This window comes from Roseibium sp. (assembly GCF_965232425.1).
Classification (GTDB): Bacteria; Pseudomonadota; Alphaproteobacteria; order Rhizobiales; family Stappiaceae; genus Roseibium.
On sequence record NZ_OZ246971.1, the window covers coordinates 3488069 to 3507221 of the forward strand.

The 19153-nt window shown below is 61.9% G+C and carries 16 protein-coding genes; 2 read left to right on the plus strand and 14 right to left on the minus strand.

The features are described from left to right. Positions 1-2: 2 nt before the first annotated feature. From ACO08A_RS16065 to ACO08A_RS16100, 8 genes are all read right to left on the minus strand, one after another. A complete protein-coding gene (locus ACO08A_RS16065; RefSeq protein WP_422037001.1) occupies positions 3-1631 on the minus strand; it encodes an AMP-binding protein in 1629 nt (542 codons plus the stop codon). A gap of 110 nt (positions 1632-1741) precedes the next feature. Continuing rightward, positions 1742-2194: a cupin domain-containing protein gene (locus ACO08A_RS16070; RefSeq protein ID WP_421984369.1), complete on the minus strand. Its 453-nt coding sequence runs from the start codon at positions 2192-2194 to the stop codon at positions 1742-1744. Positions 2195-2221: 27 nt separating this feature from the next. After that, positions 2222-3367: an acyl-CoA dehydrogenase family protein gene (locus ACO08A_RS16075; protein WP_422037002.1), complete on the minus strand. Its 1146-nt coding sequence runs from the start codon at positions 3365-3367 to the stop codon at positions 2222-2224. After that, the gene (locus tag ACO08A_RS16080; protein ID WP_422037003.1) at positions 3367-4167 is read right to left on the minus strand and encodes an enoyl-CoA hydratase family protein; all 801 of its coding nucleotides are present in this window, start codon (positions 4165-4167) and stop codon (positions 3367-3369) included. The genes ACO08A_RS16075 and ACO08A_RS16080 overlap by 1 nt, the downstream gene beginning before the upstream one ends. Further along, on the minus strand, positions 4160-4630 hold the full coding sequence (locus ACO08A_RS16085; protein WP_422037004.1) for a MarR family winged helix-turn-helix transcriptional regulator: 471 nt from the start codon (positions 4628-4630) through the stop codon (positions 4160-4162). The genes ACO08A_RS16080 and ACO08A_RS16085 overlap by 8 nt, the downstream gene beginning before the upstream one ends. Then, positions 4627-5370 (minus strand): SDR family NAD(P)-dependent oxidoreductase, encoded by a 744-nt coding sequence (locus ACO08A_RS16090; protein ID WP_422037005.1) that lies wholly within the window; start codon positions 5368-5370, stop codon positions 4627-4629. Before ACO08A_RS16090 ends, ACO08A_RS16085 begins: the two co-directional genes overlap by 4 nt. Then, entirely contained in the window at positions 5367-7664 is a 2298-nt protein-coding gene (locus ACO08A_RS16095; RefSeq protein WP_422037006.1) for a bifunctional salicylyl-CoA 5-hydroxylase/oxidoreductase, read from the minus strand. Before ACO08A_RS16095 ends, ACO08A_RS16090 begins: the two co-directional genes overlap by 4 nt. A 142-nt stretch (positions 7665-7806) precedes the next feature. Continuing rightward, positions 7807-8712 carry a LysR substrate-binding domain-containing protein gene (locus tag ACO08A_RS16100; protein WP_422037007.1) on the minus strand — a complete coding sequence of 302 codons (906 nt, stop codon included), beginning with the start codon at positions 8710-8712 and terminating at the stop codon, positions 7807-7809. A gap of 104 nt (positions 8713-8816) precedes the next feature. Here ACO08A_RS16100 and ACO08A_RS16105 point away from each other — a divergent pair, with 104 nt between their 5' ends. Both ACO08A_RS16105 and ACO08A_RS16110 read left to right on the plus strand, forming a co-directional pair. After that, positions 8817-9878, plus strand: a complete 1062-nt coding sequence (locus ACO08A_RS16105; protein ID WP_422041765.1) for a saccharopine dehydrogenase C-terminal domain-containing protein — start codon at positions 8817-8819, stop codon at positions 9876-9878. A 21-nt stretch (positions 9879-9899) separates the two neighbouring features. Beyond that, the gene (locus tag ACO08A_RS16110; protein WP_422037008.1) at positions 9900-11399 is read left to right on the plus strand and encodes an aldehyde dehydrogenase family protein; all 1500 of its coding nucleotides are present in this window, start codon (positions 9900-9902) and stop codon (positions 11397-11399) included. Between the two features lie 55 nt (positions 11400-11454). Here ACO08A_RS16110 and ACO08A_RS16115 read toward each other — a convergent pair whose 3' ends face one another. The 6 genes from ACO08A_RS16115 to ACO08A_RS16140 form a co-directional block, all read right to left on the minus strand. Then, positions 11455-11868 (minus strand): hypothetical protein, encoded by a 414-nt coding sequence (locus ACO08A_RS16115; RefSeq protein WP_422037009.1) that lies wholly within the window; start codon positions 11866-11868, stop codon positions 11455-11457. Positions 11869-11950: 82 nt separating this feature from the next. After that, positions 11951-12436 carry a hypothetical protein gene (locus ACO08A_RS16120; protein WP_421979513.1) on the minus strand — a complete coding sequence of 162 codons (486 nt, stop codon included), beginning with the start codon at positions 12434-12436 and terminating at the stop codon, positions 11951-11953. Between the two features lie 37 nt (positions 12437-12473). After that, a complete protein-coding gene (locus ACO08A_RS16125; RefSeq protein ID WP_422037010.1) occupies positions 12474-13679 on the minus strand; it encodes a hypothetical protein in 1206 nt (401 codons plus the stop codon). A gap of 157 nt (positions 13680-13836) precedes the next feature. Then, complete coding sequence (locus ACO08A_RS16130) at positions 13837-14598, minus strand: TfuA-like protein (RefSeq protein WP_422037011.1); 762 nt, start codon at positions 14596-14598, stop codon at positions 13837-13839. Then, a complete protein-coding gene (locus ACO08A_RS16135; protein WP_422037012.1) occupies positions 14595-15749 on the minus strand; it encodes a YcaO-like family protein in 1155 nt (384 codons plus the stop codon). The genes ACO08A_RS16130 and ACO08A_RS16135 overlap by 4 nt, the downstream gene beginning before the upstream one ends. After that, the gene (locus ACO08A_RS16140; RefSeq protein WP_422037013.1) at positions 15746-18895 is read right to left on the minus strand and encodes an AAA family ATPase; all 3150 of its coding nucleotides are present in this window, start codon (positions 18893-18895) and stop codon (positions 15746-15748) included. Before ACO08A_RS16140 ends, ACO08A_RS16135 begins: the two co-directional genes overlap by 4 nt. Positions 18896-19153: the final 258 nt, after the last annotated feature.

Below are 19153 nucleotides of genomic sequence, written 5' to 3' on the forward strand. Positions count from 1 at the left end.
AGCTACGAGTCCTGCCGCAACCGGAAGCGCTGTATCTTTCCCGTCTCCGTTTTCGGCAATGTTTCGGCGAAGACGACCGAGCGCGGGTATTTGTACGGCGCGATCGTTGCCTTGACATGGTCCTGGAGGGATTTCTTCGTTGGTTCGCCGGGATCCGTTCCCGCGGTCAAAACGACATGGGCCTCGACAATGGCACCGCGCTCTGGATCCGGGACACCGATGACGGCGCATTCCTGGACCTGCGGATGTGCCAGCAGGGCGGCCTCCACTTCCGGACCGGCAATGTTGTAACCGGAGGATATGATCATGTCGTCGTTGCGGGCGGCGAAATGCAGGTGGCCGTCCTTGCTCATGGTGAAGCTGTCGCCTGTGATGTTCCAGCCGTTCTGGACATAGTCACGCTGACGGTCGTCGGCGAGGTAGCGGCAGCCGGTCGGGCCGCGCACCGCAAGGCGGCCGACATCGCCGGGTGCTACGGGCTCGCCATCCGCGCCGATCACCTTGACCTCATACCCCGTCACAGGTTTGCCCGTGCAGGCGGGCATGTGATCGTCGAAGCGGTTGGACACGAAAATATGCAGCATTTCCGTTGCGCCGATGCCGTCCAGCATCGGCTTGCCGGTCTTCTGAATCCAGGCCTCATAGACGGGGGCGGGGAGCGTTTCGCCTGCGGAAACGGCTGCGCGAAGCGAAGACAGGTCCGCGCCTTCCTCCATTGCCTGAAGCATGACGCGATAGGCCGTCGGCGCGGTGAAGCAGACGGTGGCTTTGTATTTCTGGATGATCTCGATCATGTTCGGCGGCGTTGCGCTTTCCAGCAGCGTTGCCGCCGCGCCGAACCTGAGCGGGAAGACCGCCAGGCCGCCAAGGCCGAAGGTGAAGGCGAGCGGCGGCGAGCCCACGAAGACATCGTCGGGCGTTACTCCGAGCACTTCGCTGGCATAGCCATCGGCGATGATCAGCAGATCGCGGTGGAAATGCATCGTTGCTTTCGGCGTCCCCGTGGAGCCGGAGGTGAAGCCGAGCAGGGCGACGTCGTCACGGCCGGTTTGAACCGCATCGTAAAGGACGGGTTTTTCCAGGGCGAGCCTATCAAGCTCCGCATCGTGGTTGGAGGTGCCGTCGAAGCCGATCACCTTCTTCAGGAAGGGGGAAGTCTTTGCGCAGGCGACAAGCTCGTCCATCAGCCGCGTATCACAAAGCGCGAACTCGACCCCGGCCTTGTCGACGATCTTGGACAGCTCACCCGCGCGCAGCATCGGCATTGTGTTCACGACAACGGCACCGGCCTTGGTCGCGGCCAGCCAGCAGGCGACCATGGCCGGGTTGTTGGCGGAGCGGATCAGGACACGATTGCCGGGCTTCACGCCAAGGTCGGCCGTCAAGGCATGGGCAAGACGATTGGTCCAGTCGGCGAGTTCCTTGTAGGTCCGGCGGCGGCCGTTTCCGATCAGGGCGGTGTGATCTCCAAAGCCCTTTTCCACCATCCTGTCGGTCAGTTCGACGGCGGCGTTCAGGGTCTCGGGATAGTCGAACCCGTCCAGCAGGAAGTCCGGCCACTGATCTTCCGGGGGAAGATTGTCGCGTGCAAAGGTGTCCACATGCGCGGAGGGCGAGAGTGTACCGGCCATGATCGACATCTTCCCCTTTCGTTAAACGGACCGCAGAGCATTCCGTCGTCTGCCCGTTGCAGTCAAGATGCTCTAACGCTCTTGAAAAAAATAGTTATTTGGCGTCCGGGCTACTCATTGGCTTCCGGTGGCAGGAAGTCGACATCGTGTTCCGCCGAAACGCGCACAACCGCTTCCACGTCCGTCATCTCGTGCAGTTCGTCGAACAGTTCCTTCAGTTTGCCGGCCGGTGACACCCAGAAGAGCGCACGGCAGGGGCTGTCGGACTTGTTGAAGTATCCATGGGGGACGCCCATCGGCATGCGCACAAGGTCACCGGCCCGCGCCTTGACCCATTCTCCGTCGAGCTTGAGGTCGAGTTCGCCTTCCTGCACCAGAATGAATTCGTCCTGGGTCGGGTGAACATGAACCGGAACAAATTGACCCGGTTCGGAATTGGTCTCGAATGCGAATGTCGACTCGCACCAGGCCTTGGGATAGTAGGTTTGTCCCAGAATATTGAGCGCCACGCCGTCGAAGCCTTCGCCGTTCCGGGTGATGCCGCCGTCAAGTTCCTTGGTCATGCTCAGTCCTTCCCTTCTGGTTGGCCGTCAGAGGCTTTGCAGCGTCTGGCGTGCGATGATGATCTTCTGAACGTCGGAAGCCCCTTCATAGATCCGAAGCGCCCGGATTTCGCGGTAGAGTTTTTCAACCGTCGTGCCGCTGCGTACGCCGTCGCCGCCGTGCAGCTGAACGGCCTTGTCGATCACCTGTTGCGCCTGATCCGTTGAAAACAGCTTGGCCATGGCCGCTTCGCGCGTGACACGGGGCGCACCGCTGTCCTTTGCCCACGCGGCGCGGTAGATGAGAAGCGCGGCGGCGTCGATGTCTAGGGCCATGTCCGCGATGTGCCCCTGGACCAGTTGCAGGTCAAACAGGGGTGCGCCCTGGATTTTCCGCGTCGTGACCCGCCCCAGGGCCTCGTCGAGCGCGCGCCTTGCAAACCCGAGCGCGGCTGCGGCGACCGTCGAGCGAAAGATATCGAGGACCGACATGGCGACCTTGAACCCCGCTCCTGGCGCGCCGATCATGCTTGTCTTCGGAACCCGGCAATCGGTGAAGCGGAGCGTTGCCAGCGGATGCGGGGCAATTGTTTCGAGACGCTCGACAACTTCGAAGCCGCCCGCGTCCGGGGTCACGATGAAGGCGGAAAGCCCCTTGGCACCGGGCGCCTCGCCGGTCCGGGCAAAGAGCGTGTAGACGTCGGCGATGCCGCCGTTGGAGATCCAGGTCTTTTCCCCGTTGAGGACATAATCGTTGCCGTCGGGGGTCGCCGTCATTGTCGAATTGGCGACGTCCGAGCCCGATTGCGGTTCGGTCAGTGCGAAGGCGGCAATCGCGCCGCCGCTGCGCGATTGCGGCAGCCAGTGATCCTTTTGCGCGTCGGTGCCGAAGAGCGAAATCGCACCGGTACCAAGCCCCTGCATCGCAAACGCGAAATCGGCCAACCCGTCATGGCGCGCAAGCGTTTCGCGGATGAGGCAAAGGCTGCGGACGTCAAGCTGGCCGTCGGGCGAACCGGTAAGTCTCAGGAAGCCCGCCTCGCCGAGATCGGCGACCAGCTTGCGGCAGACCGCATCCGTGTCGTGGTGGTCTAGACCACCGAGATTGGCAATGGCCCAGGCCTCAAGCTCGTCGGCCAGTGCACGGTGACGATCGTCGAAGAAGGGCCAGCTGAGGAAGGTCCGGTCTGCCATCAGTCGCCCTCAAACACCGGTTTTTCCCTGGCCGCGAAAGCTTCGTAAGCCCTGCGGAAATCGTTGCCCTGCATGCAGATGGCCTGCGCCTGGGCCTCGGCTTCGATCGCCTGTTCCAGGCTCATCGACCATTCCTGCGCCAGCATGGTCTTGGTCATGGAATTGGCAAAGGTCGGGCCGGCAGCGATGCGCGCGGCAAGGTCGATGGCCGCGCCTTCAAGCTCTGCGGCCGCGACGACCGAATTGAAGAACCCCCAGGCGTGGCCCTCATCGGCCTTCATGGAACGTCCGAGATAAAGCAGTTCCGCCGCGCGTCCCTGGCCGATGATCCTGGGCAGCATCGCGCAGGCGCCCATGTCGCAGCCGGCAAGGCCGACGCGATTGAACAGGAAAGCCACCTTGGCCTCCGGTGTGGCAATGCGCAGGTCGGACGCCATGGCCATGATCGCGCCCGCGCCGGCACAGATCCCGTCAACCGCCGCGATCACCGGCTTGCCGCATCCGAGCATGGCCTTGACCAGGTCGCCGGTCATGCGCGTGAAGGCCAGCAGTTCCTTCATGTTCATGCGTGTCAGCGGTCCGATGATGTCGTGGACGTCGCCGCCGGAGCTGAAATTGCCGCCATTCGGGAGAATGACCACAGCGTGGACATCGTCGGCATAGTGCAGATCCCGGAACCAGTCGCGCAGTTCGGCATAGCTTTCGAACGTGAGCGGGTTCTTGCGCTCCGGCCGGTCGAGCGCGATCCGCGCGATGCCGTCCGAAATCCCGCATCGGAAATGTTGCACGTCGCTACGCATCCGCCCGCTCCTGTTCACTGCTCTGGGCCAGCACTCTTTCCAGTTTGTCGGAGAGCGTTTCCAGGTCTTCGTCCGTCAATCCCTCGAGAAGCGCATTTATCCAGCTTTCATGGCGGCTGGCGAGGTTTTCGAATTCCGCTTCCCCCTTCCGGGTCAAACGCGCGACCTGGGCGCGCTTGTCTCCGGGCACCGCGACACGATGCGCCAGGCCTTCCTCGGTCAGCTTGTCGACGATGCCGGTCACGTTGCCGTTGGACACACGGAGGAACGTGGACAGGTCACTCATTTTCAGGCCTTCGGGAAACCTGGCCAGCGCCGACATGACGTCAAAGCGCGGCAAGGTCGTGTTGTGACCGTCGCGGAGCCGGCGCCGGATCTCGGCCTCGATGCCGTTCGAGGCCTTCAGAAGTTTCAGCCAGACGCGCAGACGGGCCTTGGAGAGTGTTTCCGTCTGGCCTGTCATAACTCGCCTCCCGACAGGCTCAGGGCCTGACCATTGACCGACCGGGCACTGTGCGAACAAAGCCAGCAGGCCATCTCGGCGATTTCGTCCGTCTGGATGAACCGGCCCTGCGGGTTGTCTGCCTTCAGCGTGTTTTCGGCCTCTTCACGGCCAAGGCCGGTCTTTTCCATGATGTTGTCGATCGAGCGTTCCAGCATGGGTGTCTCGACGAAGCCGGGGCAGATGGCGTTGACCGTGATCCCGGTCCTGGCGAGTTCCTTCGCAAGAGACCGTGTCAGGCCGACAACGGCGTGTTTGGCGGCACAGTATGCACTCACATAGGGATAGCCCCTGAGCCCGGCCGTGGACGCAATCGCGATCATCCGTCCCCATCCGGAGACTTTCATGTCGGCAAGCGCCGCCTGCCAGACATTGGCGACCCCGATCAGGTTGACGGAGAGCATGTCTTGCAGAAGATCCGGCGTGGTTTTCGAAAACGGCACGCTCTCGGCGGCACCGGCATTTGCAACGACGACGTCCACCGGGCCGGCATTTTTCCGCGCGGCTTCGAAGGCGGATTTGACGGTGCCCACATCGGTGACATCGCACAGCTGGTAGGGCAGGGATTGCGCGGCCAGCGTTGCTTCGGTCCGGCCGAATATGGTGACGGTCGCACCCTTTTGCGCCAGGAGCGCAGCACAGGCCGCTCCAACGCCGCTGCCGCCACCGGTGACGATGACATGTTTCCCGGACACACTCATGCGCGCAGGATCTCCGCGTCCCGATCCGCAAGCCTCCAGGCCTGATCCCGGCCGGCGAGATAGGGCAGGGGCCAGTCGGTTGCGTTCCTGTCGCCGATGCGGCTGGCCTCGTGAAGGGTCCAGTACGGGTTGGCGAGATGCGGACGGCCCACGGCGACAAGGTCCGCGCGTCCCGCCATCAGGATGGAATTGGCGTGGTCCGCCTCGTAGATGTTGCCGACCGCCATGGTCTGGAGCCCGCCCTCGTTCCTGATCTGGTCGGAAAACGGTGTCTGGAACATACGGCCGTAGACCGGCTTGGCATCCGGTGTCGTCTGGCCGGCCGAAACATCGATGAGATCGGCTCCGGCAGCCCGGAACATCCTGGCGATTTCAACGGCGTCCTCGGGCGTCACGCCTTCGCTGCCGACCCAGTCATTTGCGGAAATGCGCACCGACATGGGTTTTTCCTGTGGCCACACCTCGCGCATCGCCCTGAACACTTCCAGAGGCCAGCGCATGCGGTTTTCAAGAGTGCCGCCATACTCATCGGTGCGGACGTTCGAGACCGGCGAGATGAAGGAGGAGAGAAGATATCCGTGCGCCGCGTGGAGTTCGATCATGTCGAACCCCGCGCGCTCCGCCATCTCGGCCGAGCGGACGAACTGGGCCTTGATTTCCTCCATTTCGGTCCGGTTGATCTCGCGCGGCGTCGCGTTGTTCGCCGACCAGGGGATCGCGGATGCGGACACCAGTTCCCAGTTGCCCTCAGCGAGAGGGGCGTCCATCTCCTGCCAGCCGATCTGCGTCGATCCCTTGCGTCCGGAATGACCGATCTGGCAGCAGATTTTCGCATCCGTTTCGCCGTGCACGAAATCGGTGAGGCGCTTCCAGGCGCTCTCGTGTTCGGGCGCATAGAGCCCGGGGCATCCCGGCGTGATGCGGCCCTCGGCGCTGACGCAGGTCATTTCGACATAGACCAGGCCCGCGCCGCCCTTCGCCCGTTCGCCGTAGTGGATCAGGTGCCAGTCGGTCGGAGCACCGTCGACGGCCTTGTACTGCGCCATCGGCGACACGACGATCCGGTTCTTCAGCGGCATCTCGCGCAGCTTGAACGGGGCGAACATGGGCGCACGCACCGGCGCGTTCGGCGAAGCGCCGGACCGGTCCATGAACCACCTTTCCGCGGATTCAAGCCATTTCGGATCGCGCAGGCGCAGGTTCTCGTGACTGATCCGTTGCGAGCGGGTGAGCAGGTTGTAGTTGAACTGGACGGGATCCTGATCGAGGTAGCGTTCCACGTTCTCGAACCATTCCAGCGAATTTCTCGCTGCGGACTGCAGCCTGAGAACCTCGAGCCGCCGCTCTTCCTGATAGCGCTCGAAGGCCGTTTCCATATCGGCTTCGCTGTGCAGATAGTCGGCAAGCGCGATTGCGCTGTCGAAGGCGAGGCGGGACCCGGAGCCGATCGAAAAGTGTCCGGTCGCGGCGGCGTCGCCCATCAGTACGATGTTCTTGTGATACCACTTTTCGCAGATCACGCGCGGGAAGTTCATCCAGACCGCGGAGCCGCGCAGATGGGCGGCGTTTGACATGAGGTCATGGCCGCCGAGGTATTTCTCGAAGATTTTGCGGCAGGTTTCGACGGTCTCTTCCTTTGACATGTCGGCAAAGCCCCAGCCGTCCCATGTGGGCTGAAGACACTCGACGATGAACGTCGCGGTGTTGTCGTCGAACTGGTAGACATGCGCCCAGATCCAGCCGTGTTCGGTCTTCTCGAAGATGAAGGTGAAGGCGTCGTCGAATTTCTGATGCGTGCCCAGCCAGATGAACTTGCACAGGCGGGTGTCGATGTCCGGCTTGAAGACATCTTCGTATTCGGTGCGGACCTTCGAGTTGATCCCGTCGCAGGCGACAACGAGGTCGTAGTCCTGACGAAAGGTTTCCGCGTCTTCGAATTCGGTTTCGAAACGCATCTCCACGCCGAGTTCGCGCGCGCGCTCCTGAAGAAGAACAAGCATCTGCTTGCGGCCAATCCCGGCAAAGCCGTGGCCGCCGGACACCGTGCGGACGCCGTTGTGCTCCACGGCGATGTCGTCCCAGTAGGCGAAGTGATCGCGGATCGCCCGGGTGCTGACAGGGTCATTGCCCTCCATGCGGCTGAGCGCATCGTCCGACAGCACAACGCCCCACCCGAAGGTGTCGTTGGCGCGGTTGCGTTCCAATACGACGACGTCGTGCGACGGGTCGCGCAGTTTCATGGAAATCGCGAAATAGAGACCCGCCGGCCCACCGCCCAAACACGCAATCTTCATCAGATCCTCCACATGACGCGAGCCCCATCATCACGCTCAGCGAACCACGTTTCAGAATTTACTTCAAGTCTAAAATTTCAAACTTAAAATAAATATGCCAATGCATATATGCGTGTCGAGGAGCCCGGCTTGCAGATGACCTTCAGACGGGTTTGACCCTGCGGCTCACCTGACCACGGATCCAGGTCAGGAATTCGGCAGCGGGAGGGCTGATCCTGCCCGGAGGCGTTGCCAGGTAGTAATTGTGTTCGGAATTGTCGGTTACCGATGCCAGGTTAACGAGCGCGCCCGAGGCAAGCTCGGTCTCGATCAGATAGGTCGGCAGGATCGCGGCTCCCATGCCGCTGCTGGCGGCGGCAATCACCAGCGAGAACCTGTCGAAGTAACTGCCGACCTGAACATGGGCGAAGGTTCCGGGCACCGATTTCTGGAACACTTTCCAGAGGTGCGAGCGCGCCGTCATGTGAAGCAGCGGCAGCTTCAATATGTCGGACGTCTGCTCAACGGGACTGCTCGCCAGCAGCGATGGTGCGGCAACCACGATCAGATCTTCCGGACATAGGGGGCTGAGTTTGGCGCCGGGCCAGTCGTTTGCGCCGAAGTGGATTGCAACGTCGATGCCTTCCTCGACAAGGTCGAAAGGCTCGGAACGGCTGTGGACCATCAGGTCCAGGTTCGGGCGCAGTTCCTTGAAGTGCTTCAGCCGGGGAACGAGCCAGCGCGTTGCGAAGGAGGGCAGTGCCGCGATGGTCAGGAGTTCCTGGGTGCCGCCCGCGGCGACCGCCTGGCTGATTGTCCGCCGCAGCCGCGAAAGATCGGAGAAAACACCCTCGGCGAGCGATTTGCCGGCCTGCGTCAGCCGGATGCCGCGACCTTCCCGCCGGAACAGCGGCGCGCCGATCTGCTCCTCCAGTTCCTTGACCTGACGGCTGACACCGCTTTGCGTCAGGCCGAGCTCTTCGGCGGCGGCGGTGAAGCTCTGGTGTTTCGCGGCGGCTTCGAAGCAGCGCAGGACCGAAATCGTGGGGATCGGAAAGTCACGTTCCATGGCACCGCCAACCTATGAGTTATAATCATGAATATAACTATTTTTCAGGTGTTATTGTTCGGGTCAAGGAGGGTTATCCTGTGACACGTCATTCTCGGGGGATGTTGCAGATGGACAAGATAGCGGTTCTGGGCCTTGGCAAGGTTGGCACGCTGGCGGGTGAGCTTCTCCACGACAGCGGTTTTGACGTGACCGGCTTCGATACGCATGCAAGTGCCGACCTGCCGTTCGAAACCCGCCATGTTGACGTCAGCAACCTGGACGCCCTGCGGGACGCTCTTTCCGGTTCGCATGCCGTGCTTTCCTGCCTGCCCTATTTCCTGAATGTCGGTGTGGCCAGCACGGCGCATGAGCTGGGTCTTCATTATTTCGACCTGACCGAAGACGTTCCGACGACCAAGGCGATCATGGAACTTGCCAAATCCTCGAAGGGGCTGATGGCGCCGCAATGCGGGCTGGCACCCGGCTTTGTCGGGATCGTTGGCGCCAGCCTGATCGAGGAGTTCGAGAGCTGCCGGTCCTGCCGCATGCGGGTCGGTGCCCTGCCGCAGAACCCCACCGGGCTGATGGGCTATTCCTTCAACTGGTCGCCGGAAGGCGTGGTCAACGAGTATCTCAACGATTGTGAGGTTCTTGAGGACGGCGAGATCAAATGGGTCTCGCCGATGGAATGGATCGAGAAGATCGTCATCGGCGGCATCGAACTGGAAGCCTTCACGACATCCGGCGGCCTTGGCACCATGTGCGAGACCTACAGGTCGCGCGTACCGAACATGGACTACAAGACCATGCGCTATCCGGGTCACGTCCAGCTGATGAACTTCTTCTTCCACGAACTTCTGATGCGCGACCGGCGCAAGGAAGCCGGTGAGATCCTTGTGAACGCGAAGCCGCCGGTGAGCGACGACATCGTCTATATCCACGTGGCGGCAGAAGGCGAACGGGACGGGCGCACCCTGCGCAAGGAGTTTGTCAGAGGCCTGAAACCGATCGAGATTGCGGGCCGCGAACGGACGGCCATTGCCTGGACGACCGCGTCTTCGGTCGTCGCCATCATCGAAATGGTGCGAGACGGTGCGCTGCCCGCAAAGGGTTTTCTCAAGCAGGAAGACGTGCCGCTTGAAGCCTTCCTGAAAACAAAGAACGGCGCGCGCTACAGCAGCTAAAGTCAAATAGGAGAAACAGTCATGGAGCACGCAGAGGTTCTGCGCGCGCTCGGCTTTGCCGAGTGCGATCTCGCAGGCGGCAGCCTGGCGGTCACCTCACCGATTGATGGGGTGAGCGTTGCCGCGATTGCGGAAACGCCGATTGGAGACATGGACGCCGTGATCGCACGCGCGCAGTCGGCTTTCCGGAGCTGGCGTGTCCTGCCTGCGCCGCGCCGCGGCGAGCTGGTCCGGCTTCTGGGTGAGGAGCTTCGCGCCGCCAAGGAAGATCTTGGCGCGCTGGTTACCCTGGAAGCAGGCAAGATTACCTCGGAGGGTCTCGGTGAAGTCCAGGAGATGATCGATATCTGTGATTTTGCCGTCGGTCTGTCGCGCCAGCTCTACGGTCTCACCATTGCCTCGGAACGGCCAGGCCACAAGATGTCGGAAACCTGGCATCCGATGGGGCCCTGCGGCGTGATCACGGCGTTCAATTTTCCAGTCGCCGTCTGGTCCTGGAACACCGCGCTCGCGCTCATTTGCGGCAATCCGGTGATCTGGAAGCCGTCCGAAAAGACGCCTCTGACCGCACTCGCATGTAAGCGCATCTTCGACAGGGCGGTTGCCCGGTTCGGTGACGATACGCCCGAAGACCTGATGCAGGTCGTCATCGGCGGTTCCGAAATCGGCGAAGCGCTGGTGAGCTCGAAGGACGTGCCGATCCTGTCCGCGACCGGGTCCACGCGCATGGGCTCCATTGTCGGACCGAAGGTTGCCGCGCGCTGGGGACGACCGATCCTGGAGCTTGGCGGCAACAATGCCATGATCGTTGCACCGTCCGCCGATCTTGAAATGGCTGTGCGTGCCATCGTCTTTTCCGCAGTCGGCACCGCCGGTCAACGCTGCACATCGCTGCGCCGCCTCATCGTGCACAGATCAATCAAGGACGATCTGGTACAGAAGCTGGTCAAAGCGTATGGCAGCCTGCCGATCGGCGACCCTCGCGCCGAGGGAACGCTCATCGGCCCGCTGATCGACAATGCCTCGCTTGAGGCGATGCAGACGGCCCTGGAAAATGCCCGTGCCGAAGGCGGCACGGTGCATGGCGGCGCACCTGTTTCAAATGGTGTGCCGGGTGGCGCCTATGTCGCGCCCGCGCTGGTCGAAATGCCGGGCCAAACCGCGACCGTCAAAACGGAAACCTTCGCACCGATCCTCTACGTGATGGAATACGAGCATCTGGAGGAGGCAATCGCATTGCAGAATGACGTGCCGCAGGGACTGTCATCCTGCATCTTCACGCTCAACATGCGCGAAGCCGAAACCTTCCTGTCGGCTACTGGTTCCGATTGCGGGATCGCCAATGTCAATATTGGCCCGTCCGGTGCAGAGATCGGCGGTGCGTTCGGCGGCGAAAAGGAAACGGGGGGCGGGCGCGAATCCGGTTCGGATGCATGGAAGGGCTACATGCGCCGCCAGACATCGACGGTGAACTATTCTGCCGAGCTGCCGCTTGCCCAGGGCGTCAGGTTCGACTTCTAGAAACAGCAAGGCCCGCCGCCAGGCGGGCCTATTCTCTCCGTGAGCACGACAGGCTCTAGCTGGGTTCTTCGTGGTCGTAGAAAAAGAGAACTCTCAGAAAACCGCCATCGACGCCCTCCCTGTCCGCCTCCAGCGTCACCGCCATCTCGAAATCCCGCTGGACCCGAAAAGGTTCCCGTACGGCGACCCGTGCCTCGTAGTTTCCATCCTGGAAATCGAGCAGGAGATCGGTGACCGGCGCCGGGGTGCCGGCCAGGTTGTCCTCGAGGCTGAATTTCTTGATCACCACATGCTTGCTGCCTTCAGCGTGGGTTTGCGGAATGTAGACGAACCCCACGCCGACAACACTCATGATGCCGGGCACCAGCGCCGGCGCCTTTGTTTCGGCGGCCTTGATGTCGTCGATCACAAATTCCCCGGGTTCATAAGGGGCGCATTGATCGAGATTTACGGACTGGTCTTCTGCCATCTGCTTATCCTTGATTGGTTTGGCCGTTGAGAGCGTCACCGGTCCGTTGTCACGGTGCCGGCGGGTCTGCCAAGGCGCGTTGTCAGGAATTCAGGCGTCCGGACCTGTGCGCCATCTGCATGTTGGCGGCATAGGAATTCGGTGACCTCCGGCCAGGCAGATTGGCCTCCAGGATCAGGTTCTCGAGAAGTCCGTCCTCGATCGTGATTTCCGCGGTTCGGGTCAGCTTGTTCATGCGCCAGAACTTGAGGGGCCGGTCCTTCGGCACATAGTTGCCCGGGAGGTCCTCGCCTTCACCGGAGACGATCATGATTTTCGGCTTGGGCAGGTCATACTGACGGCCTTCGTAGATATAGGCCTTGACCAGCGCGATCTGGCTGCCGGGAGCAGACAGGAGCTGGATCGAGATGCGGCTCGCCGCGTTCGCGCCGGTGTCGATCTTCACGTCGGCGGCCTTCTCGTTCTTGATCCAGGATATGTTCATGCCGACCAGGATGATCTCGGCGGGATCGTAGTACGGGTCCGGTTGGATTGTCGGGAATTGCCCGTTGGAAGTCTCGTCAGTCATCTCTAAGTCCCCCTTCTCGTTTTCATGCCGCGTGTTTTCAGGTGCGAACGACGATTTCCCGCCATTCCAGGTTTTCCATCAGGATGTCTCCGGCGTCCGGTTCGCCCATCTCGTCGAACTGGTCCGCGATTGCCGCGCCCGCGACCGCATAGTTGAGCGTGTCCGGATCCAGGGTGCTCCACGAACGGGCGATTGCCGAACCCAGCAGGTCGCGCGCGTTTTCAAGGGTCGATTTCAACAGGAAGGAGCGGGCGGCGAACGCCTCGGCGAACCGGGTGCCGATCAACTCAATTTCGTGGTGGTCGAGTTCAAACAGGCGGTCGTGACTGACTTCCTTGGGAAGATCGACAAGACCCTGGTCCACCGCGTCGCGGTGATAGAGCTCCACAAGCGTATCGAAGATGGCGCCGGTGAATGGCTTGGAAAGATCATGAACCGCGTCGCTCACCGTGCTCATCTTGCGGTCGTTGCTGGCCGTGCGGATCTGCTTGTCTCCCGCCAGTTCCGCGATCCGGTTGAGTTCGTTCATTGTCAGCAGGTTGCCGTTGGTCGACCTGAGCAGGCGATCGAGCACGCTGTCGAAATGCAGCAGCGAGATCAGGGCGATCAGATCGGAGACGCTTTCGTGATAGCCGAAATACTGCCGGCCGGCGCTTCCGGTCGGCGTGCCCATCTCGGCGAAGATCAGCGCATGGCCGAATTCGTGCGCAATCACGTCGAAGTTCAGCGCATAGGGCAGGGCGCTTTCCCGGTCACCGCGCTCAATGCCGAATTCCATGTAGCCGTAGCCGGACTGGGCGTTGTGCCAGTTGACCTGCGGAATGATTTCAAGGCGCTCATAGGTCTGGGCGAAATGCCAGATGATCTCGTGCCCGAGATAACTTTCCCAGATGTCGAGCACGCGCCTGAGCGTGGCGAATACATGCGCACAGACGAATTCCCGGCTCTGCGGGTCGAGATGATCGAAGTGGCCGTCGGGTCCTGCCTCGGCGGGTGGGAAACGGTCGCCGATGAAGGGCGGCTGGTAGGGATATTCGTAGACCGGTTTTTCAAAAAGAGGATCGACGACATACATGCGCCGGTCGGCAGGGCCGGCTTTTATCTCGGCCGGCGGCGTGCTTATCCAGACCGTCTCCGGTTTTTCGTAGCCGGTCAGGTGCGGCACCTGAGGATAGATGAGGAACCGCGTTCCCAGACTTCCCGTCTTGGGCGAGACTGACTGCTGGTCCACATAGATACTCAAATCGGCCTCGAAAAGACGGTTGTAACACCATCCGGTTGGAGCGGTGAAATCAGGTTCGAATTTCGTGCGGTGCTGCTTTTATTTCCTTGGAACGACAGGACTATTTTCGATTCATCGCCAGCGCAGACTTTTTACTCTAGGTAATTTTTAAAAGCTGTCAATGAACGTCAAGCGTGTGTATCGGGAAACCGCCGTCAGCCAGGTCATGCAGGAATGCATCCGTGTAGACAAATTCGGCGCCGGACAGGGGGGCAGGCCAGTTGTCGTCCAGCTGGCGTTGCCGCAGCTCCCGGAGCAGGGTCAGCGCATCCCGCCTCTTTTGCGACCAGCCGGGACGGCAGATGCGCGCCACGACATCGGTGCTCTGTTGCTGCGGGAGATCCCTGGTGATGTTCGCGAATGTCCGATCGGTATAGTGAAGCTCCCGCGCGTTCTGCAGCAGCATCTGCGCAAGGCTGCGTGAAACCAGGCCGTTCCGGCAGGCGCGCTTGATGCCCAGCCTGAGATCGACAAGCGCCTCGGTGAGTGCTCCTGCACCCAGTTCGGGCGGCGCGTGAAGGACGGCAACCGCGTCGTCCGGAAGAAGCGGAAAACGGCGGAGCCACCGGTAGATTACCCCGCGGCCGTGCATGCCGCAGCGCCAGAGCTCGGCAGCCCGCAAGGCGCCCATGCTCGAGGCGCCGAAAACGATCGCGCCCCGGGACAGGGCCCAGAGGATCTCCTTGTGCCTGACCGCGGGTACGCCTTGAAACAGGCCGTCGATCAGCGCGATGACGCAGGGCCCGTGTTCCTCAACCGCCGCGACGATATCGCCTTGTGCGGCGGGGCCCGACCAATGCGCCCTGAGGCCTTCGGGAAACTCCGTTTCGTCGACACTGGGACCGGCAAAGACGATCACGGGGGGTGTGCGGCGGTTCATGTCACGGGCTCCCCATGTGCGAGCGTGACGACACGCACGATGTGAAGCGGGATTGCTTCTTCGGCCATCAGGGAAACCGCAATCGCCCGGAACCCCTCCTTGTGCAGTGCCTGCGCGAGCGCCTGCGGGCTTGCCTCTGGCAGAGGATCGATTGCCGGCGCGGCGCTGCCGGTTCCACCACGCATTTGCGCGCGCTCGAAATCGACAAGCGCCTGGTCGATCCGTTTCGGATAGAACTGGCGGGTGATGTCTTCCCGGCTTCCCGCGATCACGGATGCCCGAGTCTGGACCGCCTCCAGAAATGCCGCGGTGGCCGCCTCGGCATAAGACGTGCGGCAGGCGAAGCCGTCGGCGTGAAACGGCAGCGACGTCGGTGCGTTCCTGTCGTCCAGCACGCGCGCCCAGACAACAGGCAGGCCGCCCGCGTGCGGACAATCGTAAAGGGCGCAGAGCAGACCGGAGTTCTGCAGCTGCGCGACGAGGCTGTCCAGCGTCTCGTCCGCCAGCGTCTCGACCGCGAGCCGTTGCTTTTCGAAGAACCCGTGTATCCTCATGGCCCGGGCCGTGCCCAGTCGCTCAAACGTCTCGAAGAGAGCCTGCACGAGCGCTTCTTCCGGGGTTGCGCCACCGCCGAGCCCGGTGGTCGTTCTGATGAAGGGCGAGCCTGCATGCGGCGAGCCGGGCGTGAAGTCTGTGCTGACAAGGGCAACGGGGAGGCGCACCGTCTCGCCGGAGACAAGATCGGTTCCGGATACGAAGGGCAGAGGCGTTCGGGTCCACCCAACAGGCAAGTCCGGCAAGAGATGGTGGGCGAGCCTGCTGCCCGCGTCGGGCCCGTAGACGATGTCCGGAGAGACGGGAGCTGCGGCATCCGAGGTTATTGTTTCGGCAGCTGCCGTTTCGAGCGCTTCCACGATGGCCGAAACAGCGGCTTGCTCCAACTGCAGCCCCTTGCCCTGATTGACGGCATTCGATCTCGCCAGAGGCCGCACGGCCTGAACGACAGGAATACCAATCCTGTCCAGCCCGGTAATGTCGGCCAGCCGGGTGATGCCGAATGACCCCAGGTGTTCCTTCAAGCGGTTCAGGTAAATGTCAGCGCCGTAGAGACGGCCCGTTTCCCGGGAGTGGGACCCGGCGGCAGTCGTCACTTCAGCAATCCTGCCAGCAGGCTGAGAGCACGGTCCCGCTCCAGACCGCTTTCCAGATCGGCCAGGAGATCGCCCAGCCGGTCGCCCAATTCCGGCCCCTTGCCATGATCGGGAAGCAGAACCGCCCGGTCCGTCAGGGTTCGTAACAGGAGCACGGTCGCGTTCTGCTGGCCGGCGATCTCTTCCGCCCTGGCCAGATCCATCTCGATCTGCTGTTCCTTGAAGTCGGATGCACTGCGCAGCCTTGCCCGGCGCCGATAGAGTTCGGCCAGCCAGAAGGCGTGTCCGGCTGTTTCAGCGCGCTCGATCGCCGAGCTGACCAGGGCGATGCCGTCGGCATGACGCCCGAGCTGCCCATCGAGTTCGGCGGCCATTTCCAAGTAGACCGGAAAATCCTCCTCCGTGCCGATTTCCTGCTGGATCGAAAGGCCTTGCGCCAGGATTTCCCTGCCCTTGCCGGGATCGCCCGCCATGCCGTTTGCCCAGCCGCCGAAAATCAGGCTTTTCGCTTCCAGCGACTTGAGATCGTGCTCGGTGGCCGTGTCGCGCATCTTCCGCGCGAACCGTGCGACCTGGTCGATGTCGCCCCTGTAGCGATGCAGCATGATGCCGATATCAAGCGCGTGACAGTTGCTGCCGACATGATCGATGTGCCGCGCCCAGTCTTCCGCCGCGTCCATGTGCTGAAGCGCGGTTTCGGTCTTGCCCATAAACCAGGACGACAAGGCCTTTTCGCCGAGCCCGCACACCTTTGCGTCGTGTCCGCCGTAGCGTGTGCGGTGGTCGAGCGCCTCGTCTTCGCTGTAAAGCTCGAGACCTTTTGAAATTGCGTTCAGGCAGTCTGCATGCTGACCCGTGTTGAAGGCCGTTGCCCACCGGCAGTGAAGGGCCTGCAGTTCGACTTCCTTGTTGTTGGACCCCGCGAGGTCCGCAAGAAGCATTTCGGCCCGTTCCCGCTGTGCCTGAAAGTTCGGAGCCGTGAACCACCAGCCCCAGTAGAGGGGAAAGCCGGTGGACCGATCCGTATCCGGATTGTCATGCAGAAGCTCCACGCCGCGCTGGTAAAGCTTGGAGGCTTCAGGCGAACCAGCGCCGTCCAGCATGGCAACGACCGGCCCCAGCAGTTTCACGATCTCGAGTTCGAGCGTGTTTGCCGCCGGCTTGTCCTTGACCTTGGCCGTGAGTTCACTGGCCCGCGTGAGCAGCGTGCGTGCTTCCTGCAAGGCCGATTGGGAAGACGCGGACCGCGCTGCGTCGATATAGTGGCCGACAGCCTCGGTCCGCAGTTGCGCCTGTTCAGCGTGCGCTGCAAGTTCCGCACTCGTGAAGGCTTCGCCGAGTTCGGTGTCCTCGGTGACGATCTTGTAGAGTGCGGAGTGAAGTGTGCGCTTGTTCGATCGCAGCAGGCCGGAATAGGCGGCCTGTTGAACCAACACATGGCGGAATCGGTAGGACGTCTCGAATTCGCTTGCCTGCTGTTCGATGAAGCCGCCGGCGACAAGTTCGTTCAGGCTTTCCTCGGCACTGGCCGGGTTGCCCGTTGTCGACAGAAGCGCGACGAGCGTCAGGACGTTGAAACTGCGGCCGATCACGCTGGCGGCCTGGGCGACGAATTTCGAAGGCCCGAGAGCGGCAAGACGGGCGGCCAGAAGGTCCTGGAGGCTGGCAGTTTCGTCGGATTCGAACAGTTTCTCCCACATGCCTTCGTCCAGCGCGTCATCCGCGTTCCTGTCCAGGACGAAACGGGTCAGCTCTTCGGCAAAAAGCGGAACGCCGTCACAGCGGGCGACGATGGCATCGATGAGTTTTTCCGGCAGATGTGTTGCGCCGGCAAGATTTTCGATCAGTTCCACGAGGCTGTCGGAGCCGAGACGGGTCAGTCCGAGGGTGCAAAAGTTGTCCGCCTCCTTCCAGTCATCGTCAGGCGGATTTCTCGACGTGACGATAACGAAGACGGAGGCGTCCTGGATCCGCCCGGCCAGTTGTGCGACGACCTCAAGCGTCTGGCTGTCTGCCCAGTGCAGATCCTCGATTTTCATCACGCAGGGTTTTGCACTGGCAATTGCCATGACCGCGTCGACGAGCGTTCCGACCGCGGAATGGGCGTCGCCCGGGCCGTCTGCCTCCTGGTCCTGCTGGTCCGGCGAAAACGGCGCGATCAGGAATGCAAGCGATTCAAAGAATTCGACCGGATGATCGCCGGGCAGCGACAGGGCGCTTCGGATCGCGTCGGCGGACGGCGCATCGAAATCGAAGGTCGCGTCGTGTTTTTGCAGAACGGCGCGCAAGCTGCGCACGATCGGGTAATACGGCGTTTCCTGGCTTGTCGGCTCGCATTGAAAATCAAGCACGTGGGCATCGTCCGTCCGTCCGGCTTCCACCACCTGGTGGCAGAGACGGGATTTCCCGATGCCCGGTTCGCCGTGGATAAAGAGAAACTGGCCGTTTCCTTCCAACGCCTGTTGCCATTGCGACTTGGCCCCGGCGAGTTCGGTTTGCCGCGCCACGAACGGCTGTTCGTTGTTGCGCAGGGTCTCGAACCGGTCGACCGTCTTGCGGCGGCCAAGCGGCTGCCACAGCGCATGCGGTTCGTTGAACCCCTTGAGGTCCCGGGCGCCGAGGCTCTCATAGTGGAACAGCCTGCGCGTGGCCTTGTAGGTCGCGTTGGAGACGGCGACCGTGCCGACATTCGCCTCGCCCTGGATCCTGGCGGCCAACGTCGGTGCAATTCCGATGATTTCGTCGCGTGTCGCCAGCGCGCCGCTGCCGGCCTGACCGGCGACCGCCGAGCCGGTGGCAATTCCGACCCTGATCCTGACGGGTACGTCAAAATCGTCCTGTGCCTTCGCACATTCATTCAGGATTGCCAGGCCGGCCAGAACGGCCTGAAGCGGGGCGTCCTCGCTGGCCACCGGATATCCGAAATAGGCGGAGCCGCCGTCCCCCATGAGGAGGTCAAGATGGCCGCCATTTGCGGCAATCGCGCGGTGTGCCGCCTGGTGGACGGCTTGCTGGATCTCGCGGAAATCCTCGACATCCATATTGTTGACCATGGTTGTCGAGCCGACCATGTCGTAAAAAAGCGCCGTGATCTGACGGCGTTCACCTTTCTCGATATCGAGGTCTATCGACATATTCCGTGTCATTCCCAATTTCGAACAGGGTCACCGTTCCAGCGCGGTTCGGCCCGTATTTTCACTACTTCACACACCAGCGCAGGCTGAGCCAAGCCCAACTCCGGTCGTAAAGTATAAAAAGATGCCCTAAGGGAGAGTTTAGCAGACGCAAGCGAAAGCAAAACATAACACTTTGTTAGATATGCGATTATCGTTGATTTGTGGCCAGTTCCGCTGCGGCGCGTCCAGGATTCCGCACATGCTGCCGCATTTCCCGTCGAAAGGGCT